Source organism: Vibrio diabolicus (genome assembly GCF_011801455.1).
GTDB classification, from domain to species: Bacteria; Pseudomonadota; Gammaproteobacteria; order Enterobacterales; family Vibrionaceae; genus Vibrio; species Vibrio diabolicus.
On sequence record NZ_CP042451.1, the window covers coordinates 917,851 to 933,525 of the forward strand.

Below are 15,675 nucleotides of genomic sequence, written 5' to 3' on the forward strand. Positions count from 1 at the left end.
CGATTAACTATCCTTGATTTTACTAACAGACTTTTAGTTTTAACGCTGCAGTTGCCAGCCTTTTGCCTAATTGTTGTGCCAGACGAATCTCTTCACTGCTGAGGGTTGCCTCATGGCCTACACTGCTGGCGCCATACGGAGTGCCTCCGGACTGCGTAGTGTGTAGCTCTGGTTCGGCATAAGGAATGCCCAAAACCATCATCCCGTGATGCAATAAAGGGGTCATCATGCTTTGTAACGTTGTTTCTTGACCACCATGCATCGAAGAGGAAGAGGTAAAGACACAAGCTGGCTTATCGATTAAGTCACCACTGACCCATAAAGATGTAGTCTGATCCCAGAAGTGCTTTAAAGGCGCAGCCATGTTGCCAAACCAGACGGGACTGCCAAACGCTAGACCGTCGCACGTTTTCAGTTCCTCTAGAGTAACAATTGGATCAGAAGGGGAGTGTGAGTGAGGTGACAATTCTTCAACTGTACGCAAAATTGCTTGGCATTGAGGAGTCGATTCGACTCCTCTTGCTATCTGTCTTGCCAGTTGTTTTGTCGAGCCGTGACGGCTGAAATACAAAATAAGGATCTGGCAATCCATTTATAGAATATCCAACACTTGCTCTGGTGGTCGACCAATTTTCGCTTTGCCGTTGGCAACTACCACCGGACGCTCAAATAATTTTGGATTTTTCGCCATTGCTTCGAACAATTGCTCATCGCTAACAGAGTCTTCGCCTAGGCCAAGTTCTTTGTATTCGCTTTCTTTGGTGCGCATCATTTCACGTACAGATGAAAAGCCAAGTTGTGCGTACAGCGCTTTTAGCTCATCTACGTTAAGTGGTGTGTCTAGGTATTTGACGACTTCCGGTGTAACACCATTTTGCTCAAGCAGTTCAAGTGTTTGACGGCTCTTTGAGCAACGAGGGTTGTGATAAATCACGACTGACATGGTTTTCTCCATTTCGTTATTGTAATGCCATGAATCGATCTCTTTGGATCATGAGTTGGTCAATACGGGCATCGTATCGAGCTTGCTCTAAGCTGCCCAACTTGGCCATTTTACTTGCTTCACTATAATATTGAATCGCTTTATTCCAGTTTGCTCGCAACGCCAAAATTTCCGCTCGCGCAGCCAACTCTTCATCACTACGTCCTAGCGCGTGGTAGCTCTTCGATATTAGGTGCCAGCCATTTGTATCTTCAGGATAATCATGAGTGTATCTTTGAAGAACTCGCGTGGCTTGATCGTTTTTATTGTCCTCAAGTAGTGCATTGGCATAGTTAATGGTCAATACTTTATTTTGAGGGTTCCGAGATAACGCTTTACGGAGCATCTCGGTTGCTTTTTCTGGCTGCTTCTTCTCGATATATAAATCCGTCATAGCATCCAGGTAGAACGGGTTACTTGGGTCCTGCTCCAGCAACTTTTTCAAAATAGGTTCCGCTTGAGACAAGCGTTTGCTGTCTAAATGTACGAGTGCTCGCCCATAGTCAAAAGCAGGTGTGATGTCCGCAGAGGCTTTCTTTTGAGTTCGTTCAAACCAGCCCAAAGCAGCTTGTCCATCAATGCCAGCGTAACGAGCCACAATGCGCGCACGCGCTAGGTGATAGTCTATTGAAGGCACAACACGCATTGGTGGATAGGTCCTTGCTCGTGCACGGCTATCGGTAATTCGATCTTCAGGTAGTGGGTGAGTCAGTAGCATTGGCGGCGGTTTACTCGCATAACGATATTCATCTGCAAGACGGCCAAAAAAACGTGGCATTGCTTGAACATCAAAACCAGCTTTTGCCAGTGTCGAAATACCAAAGCGGTCCGCTTCTTTCTCATTTGCGCGAGTGTAGTTGATTTGGCTTTGCATGTTACCTGCGGTTGCCGCCGTAATTGCAGCCATCCCCGCTTCTGGTGAGGCAATCGAAAGCAGTAATGCGCCAGCGAGTGCAGCTAATGTGGCCGGAGAGCGACGTGCTTGCTCTTCCATGCTGCGCGCAAGGTGGCGTTGTGTGACGTGCGCAATCTCGTGAGCAACAACAGAGGCCAACTCACTTTCTGAACGCGCATGAAGAAACAACCCAGAGTGCAACGCTACGTAACCACCAAAAAACGCGAACGCGTTAATATTGCGGTCGCGAATCATAAAGAAGTGAAACGGCGTTTTTACATCGTTCGCATTGGCTACTAATCTGTGCCCGAGAGCGTCAATATACTCATTGATAACAGGATCATTAACGATAGGTTTACTGGCTCTGAGCATACGCATATAGGCGTCGCCGTAAATCAACTCTTGGTCTATTGAGAGCGTGCCACCAGCAGCCGTGCCAATGTCTGGCAAGTCAATGCTATTGGCATAAGTTGTCGGCGAACTGATTGCAGCTGCAAGACATAAGCAAACTAGCGAGCGAGTGCGTTTTAACATACGTTTAAAAGGTTCTCCAAAATACATAAGCATGTGGTTAGAGGCTGAGAACCTCTTAACAGCGCCACATGCGTTTTGGTTATCCGCGAGGATATAAGCTAGCAATAAGACCGGAAATAAATGAATTGGTTTCGTAAATTATTTTATATCCGAGTCATTTCAGCATGTGGTTAAATCATGTCAGAAGTGCTAGCACCAGCTCAAAAAGCCGTTACAATACAACCCTATCATAAGTGCAGAGCAATACAATGGAATCCATGTTACTTGATTTGCGTGAACAACGTTGCCCTATGGCACTGTTACTTGCAAAGCGTCACGCTGCTGAAGTCTTTCAAGGAGAAACGCAGCAGTATCATCAACTTGTTATTCAAGTGGTGGATAAGAGCTCTAAACGAGACATTGTGTACTATCTCAGTGCCCAAGGGTACTCAGTTGATTGCCAATCTACATCAGAGCACTACACATTGACTGTATTCAATAAGGAATCCGCATAAGATGTTTGAAATGGTTAGTCGTTGGTATAAACGACGTTTCTCAGACCCTCATGCAGTAAGTCTCGTCGCGATCTTGCTGTTTGGTTTTATCACCATTTACTTCTTTGGGCATTTGATTGCGCCATTGCTTGTCGCGATCGTTTTGGCTTATTTACTTGAATGGCCAGTCGTAAAAATGTGTCGCATGGGCGTGCCGCGCACTTTGTCGGTCATCATCGTGATCTTAATGTTCGTCGGATTGATGTTGATCGCTTTGTTTGGTTTGGTTCCGACGATTTGGACTCAGGTCGGTAATCTAATTAACGATATTCCAAACATGTACAACGGGTTACAAAAGTTTATTGTCACGTTACCAGAACGTCATCCTGAGTTAGCAAACTTAGAAATTGTAGAAACCGTGGTGACAAATGCCAAAAACCAAGCGTTGGGACTTGGTGAGAGTGTAGTAAAAGGCTCACTTGCGTCATTAGTCAGTATTGCGACGCTAGCGGTATACCTGATTTTAGTGCCACTACTTATCTTCTTTTTGCTTAAAGACAAAGAAGAAATGCTGAGAATCGCAAGCGGTATTCTGCCGAAAAACCGTAAATTGGCGAATAAAGTTTGGCATGAAATGAACGAGCAGATATCAAATTACATTCGCGGTAAAGTGTTAGAGATTTTAATCGTGGGTGGCGTGAGTTACGTGACTTTTGCCATTTTAGATCTTCGCTATTCGGCGCTGCTTGCCGTAGCTGTCGGTCTATCTGTGTTAATTCCTTATATCGGCGCGGCAGCTGTAACTGTGCCTGTCGCCATCGTTGGTCTGTTCCAATGGGGTCTTGCGCCTCCGTTTTATTGGTTGCTGCTTGCTTACGGTATTATCCAAGCGCTGGATGGTAATGTGTTGGTTCCTGTTCTGTTTTCTGAGGCGGTAAATCTACACCCAGTTGCCATCATTGTGGCAGTGTTAGTCTTCGGTGGCTTGTGGGGTTTTTGGGGCGTATTCTTCGCCATTCCGTTGGCGACACTAGTTAAAGCCGTATGGCATGCCTTACCAAGTACGGAAGAAAACGAACCAGTCGAACAAGAGTAGGCGTTACCAAAGTACAATGCTCAAAAGAAAGCCCAGCAGTTGGCTGGGCTTTTTGTTATTTGAGAACGGATCGCGCTTATGCGTTTTCGTTCAGGTAATTTAATACGACTTCGTGGTGATCTTTGGTTTTGAACTTGTTGAACACGTGTTCAATCACGCCTTCTTCATTGATCAGGAAGCTAATGCGGTGAAGACCATCGTATACTTTACCCATGAATTTCTTTTCGCCCCAAACGCCAAATTGGTCTGCAACGGCATGATCTTCGTCAGAAAGCAGGGTGAAGTTTAAATCATCACGCTCGATGAATTTGCCTAGGCGTTTTACAGGGTCGATGCTTACGCCAAGTACCACCACGTTGTGTGCATCGAGTTCAGCTTTGATGTCACGAAGACCTTTTGCTTGTGTAGTACAACCCGGCGTCATCGCCTTAGGGTAAAAGTAGAAAAGTACTTTCTTGCCTTTAAAGTCTTCAAGAGAAACGGTATTTCCGTCTTGGTCGAGCAAAGAGAAGGCTGGCGCTGGCGAGCCTGCTGTCAGCGTATTCATGGTGATTTCCTTTACTTTATAGTGTGTTTTTAATGAAATTCAGAGAACCTTGTACGTTGAGCGACTGACAAAGTTCATCGAAATCTTCTTGTAATTGCATTAAGTTACAATCCGCACTTACTGATGCGGTAATCGCAATGTGGAATTGGTCGGCATCAAGTTGAATTTTCGACTTACTGATAGTTTGGGCGCTAAGAGAGTCCAAACCAATCTGTTGATCCGCGAAGAACTTAGTAAACTTTTCAGTCAGACCTGGGCGGTCTTCAGACTCAATAAACACTTCCATTGTGTAGCTGTTGTCGAGCAATTCGTGCGCCGACGTACGCTTCATAATCGTAATCAGGTCATGCTCTTGGCCAAGTAGAGGCAATTGCGTTTCTACCCGAGTCACGCTACTGGCGTTCCCAGTTAGGAGCATGATCAGCGTAAATTCACTTCCAAAGATAGCGATACGGCTATCGACTATGTTACAACCGGCTTGAGTAACGAGGTGTACGACTTGGTTACAAATGCCTGGACGGTCCGTTCCAACTGCTGTAAGTACCAGATGTTGCTTCATAAATGAGCTTCTTGTCCTTTCTTCAATAGAGAGATGTTAGCACAGATATTGCGGAGAAATATCGAGTCAGTTCTTTTTTTAGTTTACAAAAAAGCAGGTTGGCTCTTGAGGTGAACGATTGGGGGCAAGCAGTCAACGAGGGAGTCGGGGGAATAAAACGTTTGCATGATGTGCTTGCGTGTTGTTTGGTCTTTTTATTCACTCAGGTCTGACTTGGTGAGCACGACCAAAGAGTATATTTTCCTGGCTTGTGCACTTCAGTATTTTCCAAATCACTGATAGATTCTAAAGTCACTCGAAAGCCCAACACGATTATCAATATTGCCGCTAATCAAACCAAATAGAGCAATTAAGTTGCTAGACCTCTAACAACTGATAATTATTCATTCATTTGTACTTTGTAAGCGAGTTTACGCTCTTGTGTTTTTCAATCGCATTACAGTACCATGCAGAAAGAGTTAAATGAGGGAGATAAACATGTTTTCAGGAAGTATCGTAGCGCTGATTACGCCATTCAAAGCAGATGGCGAAGTAGACTTTGACAGTCTGCAAAAGCTAGTAGAGTACCACGTTGAAGCGGGTACAGACGGTATTGTGGCGGTAGGCACAACAGGTGAGTCAGCGACACTGACCATTGAAGAGCATGTAAAGGTCGTTAATAAAACTGTTGAGTTTGCCGACGGTCGCATCCCTGTGATTGCTGGCACGGGTGCAAATGCAACCCACGAGGCAGTAACATTTAGCAAATTACTGGCTGATTCTGGTATTGCTGGCTTCCTGAGTGTGACACCGTATTACAACAAACCAACTCAAGAAGGTTTGTTCTTGCACTACAAGGCAATTGTTGAAGCGAGTGATGTGCCTCTAATTTTATACAACGTACCAGGCCGTACTGCTGTTGATATGCAGCCAGAAACAGTGGCACGCTTGTCAAAGCTTGATAATATCGTGGCTTTAAAAGATGCAACGGGCGATTTGGACCGAATTGCAATTCACCGTGAACTTTGTGGCGAAGATTTTATCTTACTAAGTGGCGATGATGCGACGGGTCTCGATTTTGTGAAACTTGGTGGCAATGGTGTTATCTCGGTAACGAACAATATTGCAGCTAAAGACATGGCAGACATGTTCCATTTGGCAAGTGAAGGTAAGTATGAAGAAGCAGAAGCGATTAACCAACGCTTGATGACTCTACACAAAAACCTTTTCATTGAAGCAAGCCCTATCCCAGTAAAATGGGCAGCGCAAAAGCTTGGTTTGATTGAAGAAGGTGGTTTGCGTCTTCCTTTAACCACACTTTCTGAAAAATCGCAGCCGATCGTTGAACAGGCGTTAACCGACGCCGGTATTTATTAAAATTGAGCTATTAAGATTGAGTTACTAGGATTGAAGTTCATACTGGGGGCCAAAGCGCCCTCGGTGTTTTAGGAGTATAGATGAAGCTTTCAAGCCAGTTAGTGTTAAGTTCATTAGCTGTATTCGTATTGACTGCCTGTTCAGGTGGTGCCAATCAACGTCGTCAAGCAAAAGATGACTTCGAGTATTTGAACTCCCCCAATTTGGGTGAGTGGAATGTCCCACAAGGCGCACAGCCACAGTTTTATCCGAACTATGAGATCCCTCAGGGTAACTATGCTGGTGGTGTAGGTAAAGATGTCGACATTCGTCCACCTCAACAAGTCCTAGAGCTTATTCCTGGTGCACGTCTGGACCGCAGTAGTGATGGTGAAGTGACACTTTGGCTACTTCGTAAAGATGAACTAGATAAAGTTTGGCAAACGGTACAAAACATGGTCGCGGCCAACGAGATTCCAGTTGAAAGCCAAACAGATTCTCGCATCGAGACGGGTTGGGTGACGTGGGATTCGCCAGACGAAGAGCTGGAAATTGGTAGCCGATATGAGATCGTACGTGCTGAAGCAAATGGTCGACACGGCTTTAAAGTTAGTCTTATTGACTGGCGTGAAGGCAATCAAGTGAAAGAAGTAACGGCGACCAACCGTGAGCGCTACAATGTGTTCATGACGAACTTGGTAACCGCTCGCTACGATCAAGAAGTACGTGAAGAAGCACAACGTAAAGCGCAAGAGTTGGTTAAACAGATCCCAATTACAATGGGTAAAGACCGTAGTGGGCTTCCTGTGATTGTCGCGCGCGCGCAATACAATATGCTTTGGCAACGTCTGCCTAATATTCTACCTAAGATGGGCTTTAAGATTGAAGAGCGTAGCCAGTCTCAGGGCACAATCACTGCGAAATATGCGTCTCCGGATGATGAATTCTGGAACGATATCGGCGTTAAACCAGTGGAGTTAGACGCTGGTAAGTACACATTCTTACTTGGCGATTTAGGCAACCGTACGTCTATCAATATTACGGATTCCTCTGGTAAGCCAGTAGAAGAAGAGTTTTTGAAATCACTAGCGCCTGTATTGGCTGCGACGGTGAAGCAGTAACCAAAGCGAACTTAACGCGATACGTTTACACAATAATTGAAAAGGGACCCAGTGGTCCCTTTTTTGATGCTTATATTCGGCGTGTCGGGATAAAGTAGGTGTTTAACTAACGAGGCTCGTCTTTGTTGCTCTCCTCGTCAGCGGAGCGCTGTTTATCCAACGTGTTCAGCTTATCTAAATCGTTCTTACGGCTTTTATCCATCTGACCAAACTTCATTTTTGCGGTGTATTTGAGTGCGGCAATGTTACCAATGACCACGCTCAACACTACAATGATAATGACCCAAGGATTGGTGAGTATTTCTATCATAGAGCCTCCGGCGGCGTGATATTGTGAATAAATTTGGCAACGACGTTATCCAAATTATTCAGTATGACGTCAATCCCTGCAATGTTGTCGGTCTGATTTTGCTGAATCAGCTGGTTTCTGAGCACATCAGGCGTCAATTGCGCGAGGCACTGTTGCCCGACGGTGCGGTGGCTAATGTGCCAAGGCTCAATCGAAACGCCACCTAAATCGTGCTGATAAGGGAAGAAGAAGCCGAATCGACCAAGGTTGGCTTTTAACCATTGGTAGAATGCTTGCTGGTGGCCATCAAGGTACTCCCAAGGTTCCAGCTTGAGTTTGGTGTCAGTAGGCAATAAATTGCGCGCATAGACATCAAAATCACAACCCCAATGATGACGACTTCCTCCAGGCAGTGCCGACCAGCGCAAAATGGCCATCAACTTCTCTTCGTCATTTAACTCTGCTTTGTTTAAAGGGCGGGAGTTGACGTCGAGAATTGGCAACTCACCAGAAAACTTCCCGTTCCAGATCGCTTTTTGGCGGTTGAAGTCACGAAAACCACTGGCGATTTCCATTTTAAAACCTGCTTCTGTTGCCGCTTCAATCATCTTTAGCAGATCGTCAGCTACTTCAGGGTGGAGTAGAAACGCTTTTTGACCCACTAAAGTGGATTGCAGATGAGAATCTGTGGTGCCGGTGAGTTGCTCTGGTGTCATGGTGTTCTCGCTGATTACTTCGCTAACAGGTGTTTCAACGTGTTCTCGTACATGTCAGTCAACTTTTCTAGATCGTCCACTTTCACGCATTCGTTCACTTTATGAATCGTAGCATTAACAGGGCCTAACTCTACGACTTGACCACCCATTCGAGCGATAAAGCGACCATCAGACGTACCGCCAGTTGTAAGTAGGGCTGGCTTCGTATCATTCACGTCGGCAACAGCAGCAACAACCGCATCTAGCAGCGCGCCTGTATCGGTCAGGAATGGGTCGCCGTTGAATGTCCATTTTAGATCGTAGTCCAGCTCATGCTTGTCCAATGTTTCGGTAACACGCTGAACAATTGCGTCATTGTTAAGCTCAGTACTAAAACGTAGGTTGAACTGAACATGGAACTCGCCAGGAATGACGTTAGACGCACCAGTGCCAGCCGATACGTTCGGGATCTGGAAGCTGGTTGGTGGGAAATAATCATTTCCTTTGTCCCACTCTGTTGTTGCGAGTTCATGAATCGCGAGTAGAGACTCGTGCACAGGGTTATTAGCTAGGTGAGGATAGGCCACGTGGCCTTGTGTTCCTTTTACCGTTAAATCGCCCGTGATAGAACCGCGACGTCCATTTTTCACCACATCGCCAACCACTTCGGTGCTGGATGGTTCACCGACGATACACATGTCGATATTTTCGCCACGAGCCATCAACGTTTCTACAACACGAACGGTACCATTGATAAATGGTCCTTCTTCATCCGACGTAATTAGAAAGCCGATTGAGCCTTTGTGGTCTGGGTTTTCTGCAATGAAGCGTTCGACAGCAACGACCATAGCAGCTAGCGACCCTTTCATGTCCGCTGCACCGCGACCGTGTAGGTAACCATCAATAATAGTTGGTTCAAACGGATGTGTATCCCAGTGCTCCAGTTTGCCAGCAGGTACCACATCGGTGTGGCCAGCGAATGCAAATAGTGGCGCTTCTGAACCACGTCGAGCCCAGAAGTTCGTGGTATCTTCAAACACCATTACTTCAATTTCAAACCCGAGTGCTTTTAAGCGCTCGATCATCAAATCCTGACAACCTGCGTCTTCCGGCGTTACCGATTGTCTACTGATCAGATCTTTAGCAAGTGCCAATACTGGACTGTCTGTCATCCTTGAGTATTCCTTTATTTAAGAGTTGAAAATGCTAGCGTATTGATCAGCTTTAAAACCGATATGAAGTTGATCATTCACTTTTAAAATTGGGCGCTTGATCATCGCCGGATTTTCTACCAAAAGAGCGATCGCGTTTTCTTCGTTAAGCGTGTCTTTCTGTTCTTGTGTCAGTTGGCGGTAGGTCGTGCCACGTTTGTTGAGCACCTGTTCCCAACCTAAAGCGCGACAAAATTCGCTTACCATAGCTACATCAACGCCTTGCTTACGGTAGTCATGGAAGTCGTAAGCAATATCCTCAGCTTCTAACCATTTTTTGGCTTTTTTGATCGTATCGCAGTTGGGAATACCAAACATGGTAATCGACATAGTGTTTCCTTTTTTCTTTGTTCTATTTTTCACTGGCGCGGTTAAGACGCACTTAAGTGATTTGGCTGCTATAGCATCCTATCAAGAAGCAATCAAACTGACAAAATGCGGTGGAAAATATTTTCAGATAGATTGAGATAACTGATGTTACGTAACTTATTTACGATGAATGCACTATAAATCGAATAAAAAATCGTCTAAATCAAATGGAAAAGTCGAGTTATTGATCAAACGCAACATCTCGCTGAGCAAAAACGAAATAATGAATCAGCACAATTTTAGGAGGTGTCAATGGAATTGAGTCCTGTTTTTGCAAGGCGGCTATATTTGGCCTTGTTGGTGGAAAACCTAGAAAGGCCGAATGTGCCAAAGTTGATCGAAAAAACGGGGTGGCCTCGTCGTACAATTCAAGATGTACTCAAGGCGTTACCTGGGATCGGCATTGAACTCATATTCGTTCAAGATGGCCGACGTCATAATGACGGCTATTATCAACTTTCAGATTGGGGGCCTTTTGATAGCCAATGGGTTCTAGAGCGGGAGAGAGATATCGCTAGCAGTCTTGGATTTCGTGCATAAGCCAGCAATTGCTGGCTTTTTTCATATTCAGGCGTCATCTATTGCAGCGGTAAGCGGAGCCCAGCACGCTAAATGAGGTGATAAAATCTTGCGGGGAGACCATAAAAACGGTATCCGCATCGATAGCCGCTGCATTGTTTTTTAAATCATTCATTGCACCTTGCATCATCGCGTCATTGGTCATGAAAATGTAGTTATACCAATGACCCTCGCTTCCGGTGACTTCGCCTTTGTATTCGCATCGATCAGGGTTGAACTGAGCGTCAATGCGAATATGAACATCTTGGCTTTGAGCATGAGTAAGGTGAGAAGGCATCGTGCAACCAGAGAGAAGTACGACAAAAAGTCCAAGTAACAGGCGTCTCATCAGCTATTTCCCCAATACTATGTAAGCAGCAAAGCCAATCCAGCTCAGAGCGAGCATTATCCAAGGCAGTTTGCTTGATGCATAGTTTGGCGCATCGTTGGTGATGTTGTCTTGTTCGATAGCTTCTTCATGCTGACGTTGCTTTTCACGTTGCTGTTTTTTCTTTGCTTTATCGGCTTGACGATTGCGCTCTTTTTGCTGCTTCTTATATTGAGCGATGCCTTTTTCGATACCTTGAGCGATCAGCTTGGTTTGCTCTTTGGTTTGCCCCGGTTTCTGTGTGGATTTGGCAATTCTCATCGCTTCGGCTTGAGTTTCTTGAGAAGGCGCTGGGGTAGCTGGAGTTCTTTTTTTCATGTTTCTCATCAACGTCATTGTAAATCTTTGTTTAGTTTACCTGTGTAAGATGATGAAATGAACTTTAGTTCTCATCTTTGCTGGCTTGCAACTCTGAAATGATAGGTTAAAGTGGCGTTTTATCACATTAAGAAGAAGATGTTGTGCGCTACTCGTTTGACCAATATGACGCCCATGGATTTTTAAAAGCGCCGATTATTTTATGGTTTGGATGGATGTTTCTTGTACGTTCATGGGTTGTGTTTGCGATGGCAGGCGTAAGTCGTGATAGTGGCAGTAAGCTACTCGCTATTGTTTATCCAGACTCAAGTACGCTGTATTTGGGTTTGGCTATGGGCATTCCAAGCCTGCTTCTCATGTGGTTGATGGGGCTCCGTCACCCCGATAGAGGATGGGTAAACAGAATTACTCGCTATGGTCGAGAGATCACTTTGATCTTGTGCGGTATCCAACTGGCTCAGACCATGTATCATGTGTATCTGGAACATGGTGTATTCAACTGGGCAAACGCCCTTACCATTACCTTATTAGCTTGGTTTATGATCTATCTTCTAAATGGAAGATGGGTAAAAGACTGTTTTCATGTGCCACAATTGGAGCGCAATGAAGAGCAGCCTTCGAAGAATTAAAAACAATAACTTCCCACACCGGGGCAAAGTATAGAGGAAACCTCAATGTCACAAGCTCAAACGGCGATCGTGCCAGAAGCAGGGCCATTTGCACTGTACACTCAACTTAAAGTGAACCAAAACCGTGAAAACGTATTGGATAAGCTGAAAGCACTACCAAAGTTAGTGGAAGAGTTAAATATTACCCAGCCAGGCGCGGCGCTGACCCTTTCTATCGCATTCACAAAATCGTTTTGGCAACACCTCAATGTAGACGCGCCAGAAGAGCTTATTGATTTTACTCAACTTGGCGAAGGAGACATCGTAGCGCCTGCAACGGATGTTGATGTGCTGATTCACTGTCACTCTACTCGTCACGACTTGCACTTTTATGTTCTGCGTAAGTTTCTAGAAGAGACGGCAGAAGATGTCACCATTGTGGACGAAACGTATGGGTACCGTTACCTTGATGCTCGTGATATGACAGACTTTATTGATGGGACAGAAAACCCGAAAGGGGAGGCTCGCGCTGATGTGGCTCTAGTAAAAGAGGGCCCATTTGCTGGAGGTAGTTATGTCATGGCTCAACGCTTCGAACATAACCTTGCCGCTTGGAATCGCTTGAATGTCAAAGCGCAAGAAAAAGTGATTGGTCGTACCAAACCAGACTCTATCGAGCTAGAAGACGTTCCTGCTGCATCACACGTTGGTCGCGTTGATATTAAAGAAGAAGGAAAAGGTCTCAAGATTGTTCGTCATAGCTTGCCATACGGGACGGTAACAGGGCCTCATGGCCTGCTGTTTATTTCTTACTGCAATACACTTCATAACATTAAAGTGATGCTAGAAAGTATGTACGGCGTGACAGATGGTAAAACAGACCAAATGCTTCGTTTCACAAAAGCGGTAACTGGTGCGTACTTCTTCGCTCCATCACAAGAAATGCTAGCAGAGCTAGCCATCAAGTAAGTTCTCAGACTTTATTGCTTAAGCCCTCCAATTGGAGGGCTTTTATTTTCTTCTTTTCTATTCCACAGACTTTTTCAAAAAAGACTAAACCTTTCGATTATTTGGTCGATAAGTATCCAAAGCCTTAATTTATTTGGAGTCTGTGTCTCTTGGCTATCACCGTTAATACCAATGTTGCAGCACTTGTCGCACAACGTCATTTGACCAGTGCAACCGACATGCTGAACCAATCCATGGAGCGTTTGTCTTCAGGGAAGCGTATTAACAGCGCAAAGGATGACGCTGCGGGTCTGCAAATCTCCAACCGTCTGCAATCGCAAATGCGCGGTTTGGATGTCGCGGTACGTAACGCGAATGACGGTATTTCCATCATGCAAACTGCGGAAGGCGCGATGAATGAGGTGACTAATATCATGCAGCGTATGCGTGATTTGTCGCTTCAGTCAGCCAATGGCTCAAACAGCAAAGCGGAACGCACTGCACTGCAAGAAGAAGTGACGGCACTTAACGATGAGCTAAACCGCATTGCCGAAACGACCTCCTTTGGTGGGCGTAAACTGCTCAATGGCAGCTTTGGTAAGTCGGCATTTCAAATCGGTGCAGCGTCAGGTGAAGCTGTGCAAGTTGAATTAAAGTCGATGCGCAGTGATGGCATTGATATGGGCGGCTTTAGTTACATTGCAAACGGACGTGCAAGCTCTGATTGGAAAGTAAAAGACGGTGCGAATGATCTTAGTATGTCATTTACGAATCGTTTTGGTGAGACGGAAACCATTCAAATTAATGCCAAAGCTGGCGATGATATCGAAGAGCTTGCGACTTATATCAATGGTCAAACTGACAAAGTCACGGCATCGGTGAATGAAGAAGGTCAGTTACAGCTATTTATGGCTGGAGAAGAAACTTCAGGCACTTTATCGTTTTCAGGTGACTTAGCGAGTGAACTGGGGTTACAGCTAAAAGGTTACGATGCGGTTGATAACATCGACATTACGTCTGTCGGTGGTGCGCAACAAGCCGTGGCCGTCCTAGATACTGCGATGAAGTACGTTGATAGCCATCGTGCTGAGTTAGGCGCGTATCAAAACCGCTTTAATCACGCGATCAATAATCTCGATAACATCCACGAAAACTTAGCCGCTTCCAACAGTCGTATCCAAGACACTGACTACGCGAAAGAAACCACGCAAATGGTGAAGCAGCAGATTTTGCAGCAGGTCAGTACTTCTATTCTTGCACAAGCAAAACAAGCGCCCAACCTAGCATTAACCTTACTTGGCTAATGATCGATCTCGCTCGAATTTAACGTAAAACCTGCCTGTATCGACAACTCGAAAAGAAGCTTTAGCGAAAATTTGACGTTTTTTTGCTTTTTTATCTGCTTCATCACGATTCCTTCTCCAAATGAACTTTTTCCAAAAAAATCCAAAAAATTCCCTAAAGAAATCAGTTTGAGCGCCGTTAATAAAAGTAACTTTGAGAGAACTACTTGGTTTTCCGAGACGTCGGAAACCGCTATACCGGAAAATCAATTGGAGAAATCACCATGGCAGTGAATGTAAACACTAACGTATCAGCGATGACCGCTCAGCGTTACCTAAACAACGCAAACTCAGCTCAACAAACTTCTATGGAGCGTTTGTCTTCGGGTTTCAAAATCAACAGCGCAAAAGATGACGCTGCGGGTCTACAAATCTCGAACCGTTTGAACGTACAAAGCCGTGGCCTGGATGTGGCGGTTCGCAACGCGAACGACGGTATCTCAATTGCACAAACCGCTGAAGGTGCAATGAACGAGACCACTAACATTCTTCAACGTATGCGTGATTTGTCTCTACAATCAGCAAACGGCTCAAACTCGAAATCAGAGCGTGTGGCGATTCAAGAAGAAGTGACCGCGCTAAACGACGAACTAAACCGTATCGCAGAAACCACTTCTTTCGGTGGTAACAAGCTACTAAACGGCACACACGGTGCGAAATCGTTCCAAATCGGTGCGGATAACGGTGAAGCCGTGATGCTTGAGCTAAAAGACATGCGTTCAGACAACAAAATGATGGGCGGTGTGAGCTACCAAGCTGAAAGTGGTAAAGGTAAAGACTGGAACGTTGCTGAAGGTAAGAACGACCTAAAAATCAACTTAACGGACAGCTATGGCCAAGAGCAAGAAATCAACATCAGCGCAAAAGCAGGTGACGATATCGAAGAGCTTGCGACTTACATTAACGGTCAAACTGACCTAGTGAAAGCCTCAGTAGACCAAGACGGTAAACTGCAAATCTTTGCTGGCAACAACAAAGTCGAAGGCGAAGTCGAGTTTTCAGGCGGCCTATCTGGCGAGCTGGGTTTGGGCGAAGGTAAAAAAGTAACGGTAGATACTATCGACGTAACCTCAGTTGGTGGCGCACAAGAATCTGTTGCTATCATCGATGCGGCACTGAAATACGTAGACAGCCACCGCGCAGAGCTGGGTGCATTCCAGAACCGTTTCAACCATGCAATCAGCAACTTGGACAACATCAACGAGAACGTGAATGCGTCGAAGAGCCGTATCAAAGATACTGACTTCGCGAAAGAAACGACTCAAATGACCAAGTCACAAATTCTATCGCAAGCGTCAAGCTCAATCCTTGCGCAAGCGAAACAAGCGCCAAACTCAGCGCTAAGTCTGCTAGGTTAATTTCAAACCTAAGACGAGAACCTCATTGGCTCGTGGTGAGAGATGAGC

The 15,675-nt window shown here is 45.4% G+C and carries 20 protein-coding genes; 9 read left to right on the forward strand and 11 right to left on the reverse strand.

The genetic code is table 11. The features are described from left to right. Window positions 1–22: 22 nt before the first annotated feature. Genes wrbA through bepA form a run of 3 tightly spaced genes read right to left on the reverse strand, consistent with a single transcriptional unit; the run spans window position 23 to window position 2,411 of the window. Complete coding sequence (gene wrbA, locus FR741_RS04355; RefSeq protein WP_012841512.1) at window positions 23–592, reverse strand: NAD(P)H:quinone oxidoreductase; 570 nt, start codon at window positions 590–592, stop codon at window positions 23–25. Next, complete coding sequence (gene arsC, locus FR741_RS04360; protein WP_005380410.1) at window positions 593–943, reverse strand: arsenate reductase (glutaredoxin); 351 nt, start codon at window positions 941–943, stop codon at window positions 593–595. Between the two features lie 16 nt (window positions 944–959). Next, the gene (gene bepA / locus FR741_RS04365) at window positions 960–2,411 is read right to left on the reverse strand and encodes a beta-barrel assembly-enhancing protease (protein ID WP_012841513.1); all 1,452 of its coding nucleotides are present in this window, start codon (window positions 2,409–2,411) and stop codon (window positions 960–962) included. A gap of 257 nt (window positions 2,412–2,668) precedes the next feature. Between bepA and FR741_RS04370 the strand changes: the two genes are divergently transcribed. Continuing rightward, window positions 2,669–2,905 carry a sulfurtransferase TusA family protein gene (locus FR741_RS04370; protein WP_167427068.1) on the forward strand — a complete coding sequence of 79 codons (237 nt, stop codon included), beginning with the start codon at window positions 2,669–2,671 and terminating at the stop codon, window positions 2,903–2,905. 1 nt (window position 2,906) lies between these two features. Beyond that, on the forward strand, window positions 2,907–3,980 hold the full coding sequence (locus FR741_RS04375) for an AI-2E family transporter (protein WP_145532723.1): 1,074 nt from the start codon (window positions 2,907–2,909) through the stop codon (window positions 3,978–3,980). A 76-nt stretch (window positions 3,981–4,056) separates the two neighbouring features. Here FR741_RS04375 and bcp read toward each other — a convergent pair whose 3' ends face one another. Next, entirely contained in the window at window positions 4,057–4,527 is a 471-nt protein-coding gene (bcp, locus tag FR741_RS04380) for a thioredoxin-dependent thiol peroxidase (protein ID WP_005380418.1), read from the reverse strand. A 16-nt stretch (window positions 4,528–4,543) separates the two neighbouring features. Then, entirely contained in the window at window positions 4,544–5,086 is a 543-nt protein-coding gene (locus tag FR741_RS04385; protein WP_012841515.1) for a glycine cleavage system protein R, read from the reverse strand. 477 nt (window positions 5,087–5,563) lie between these two features. Here FR741_RS04385 and dapA point away from each other — a divergent pair, with 477 nt between their 5' ends. Together dapA and bamC are read left to right on the forward strand one after the other, a co-directional pair. Then, entirely contained in the window at window positions 5,564–6,442 is an 879-nt protein-coding gene (dapA, locus tag FR741_RS04390) for a 4-hydroxy-tetrahydrodipicolinate synthase (protein ID WP_167426327.1), read from the forward strand. A gap of 80 nt (window positions 6,443–6,522) precedes the next feature. After that, window positions 6,523–7,542, forward strand: a complete 1,020-nt coding sequence (gene bamC / locus FR741_RS04395; RefSeq protein WP_006741687.1) for an outer membrane protein assembly factor BamC — start codon at window positions 6,523–6,525, stop codon at window positions 7,540–7,542. Window positions 7,543–7,648: 106 nt separating this feature from the next. Here the strand turns inward: bamC and FR741_RS04400 are convergent, their stop codons facing one another. The 4 genes from FR741_RS04400 to FR741_RS04415 are packed head-to-tail and all read right to left on the reverse strand — an operon-like array spanning window position 7,649 to window position 10,067. Then, window positions 7,649–7,852: a DUF2897 family protein gene (locus FR741_RS04400; protein ID WP_012841517.1), complete on the reverse strand. Its 204-nt coding sequence runs from the start codon at window positions 7,850–7,852 to the stop codon at window positions 7,649–7,651. Then, window positions 7,849–8,547: a M15 family metallopeptidase gene (locus FR741_RS04405; protein WP_167426328.1), complete on the reverse strand. Its 699-nt coding sequence runs from the start codon at window positions 8,545–8,547 to the stop codon at window positions 7,849–7,851. The genes FR741_RS04400 and FR741_RS04405 overlap by 4 nt, the downstream gene beginning before the upstream one ends. Before the next feature lie 14 nt (window positions 8,548–8,561). Beyond that, window positions 8,562–9,698 carry a succinyl-diaminopimelate desuccinylase gene (dapE, locus tag FR741_RS04410; protein WP_047008854.1) on the reverse strand — a complete coding sequence of 379 codons (1,137 nt, stop codon included), beginning with the start codon at window positions 9,696–9,698 and terminating at the stop codon, window positions 8,562–8,564. Window positions 9,699–9,716: 18 nt separating this feature from the next. Then, on the reverse strand, window positions 9,717–10,067 hold the full coding sequence (locus tag FR741_RS04415) for an ArsC family reductase (RefSeq protein WP_134647216.1): 351 nt from the start codon (window positions 10,065–10,067) through the stop codon (window positions 9,717–9,719). 291 nt (window positions 10,068–10,358) lie between these two features. On the opposite strand from FR741_RS04415, the gene FR741_RS04420 reads away from it, so the two are divergent. Further along, window positions 10,359–10,646: a winged helix-turn-helix domain-containing protein gene (locus tag FR741_RS04420; RefSeq protein ID WP_005380433.1), complete on the forward strand. Its 288-nt coding sequence runs from the start codon at window positions 10,359–10,361 to the stop codon at window positions 10,644–10,646. Window positions 10,647–10,680: 34 nt separating this feature from the next. Here the strand turns inward: FR741_RS04420 and FR741_RS04425 are convergent, their stop codons facing one another. Both FR741_RS04425 and FR741_RS04430 read right to left on the reverse strand, forming a co-directional pair. Further along, on the reverse strand, window positions 10,681–11,013 hold the full coding sequence (locus FR741_RS04425) for a DUF4156 domain-containing protein (protein WP_139060393.1): 333 nt from the start codon (window positions 11,011–11,013) through the stop codon (window positions 10,681–10,683). Window positions 11,014–11,016: 3 nt separating this feature from the next. Next, on the reverse strand, window positions 11,017–11,370 hold the full coding sequence (locus FR741_RS04430; protein ID WP_167426329.1) for a DUF2956 domain-containing protein: 354 nt from the start codon (window positions 11,368–11,370) through the stop codon (window positions 11,017–11,019). Between the two features lie 143 nt (window positions 11,371–11,513). On the opposite strand from FR741_RS04430, the gene FR741_RS04435 reads away from it, so the two are divergent. From FR741_RS04435 to FR741_RS04450, 4 genes are all read left to right on the forward strand, one after another. Further along, complete coding sequence (locus FR741_RS04435; protein WP_012841521.1) at window positions 11,514–11,999, forward strand: DUF2919 domain-containing protein; 486 nt, start codon at window positions 11,514–11,516, stop codon at window positions 11,997–11,999. 45 nt (window positions 12,000–12,044) lie between these two features. Continuing rightward, entirely contained in the window at window positions 12,045–12,947 is a 903-nt protein-coding gene (locus FR741_RS04440) for a Dyp-type peroxidase (protein WP_048625862.1), read from the forward strand. 149 nt (window positions 12,948–13,096) lie between these two features. Then, window positions 13,097–14,230 carry a flagellin gene (locus FR741_RS04445; RefSeq protein WP_046875529.1) on the forward strand — a complete coding sequence of 378 codons (1,134 nt, stop codon included), beginning with the start codon at window positions 13,097–13,099 and terminating at the stop codon, window positions 14,228–14,230. 263 nt (window positions 14,231–14,493) lie between these two features. Further along, window positions 14,494–15,627: a flagellin gene (locus tag FR741_RS04450; protein WP_005393103.1), complete on the forward strand. Its 1,134-nt coding sequence runs from the start codon at window positions 14,494–14,496 to the stop codon at window positions 15,625–15,627. Window positions 15,628–15,675: the final 48 nt, after the last annotated feature.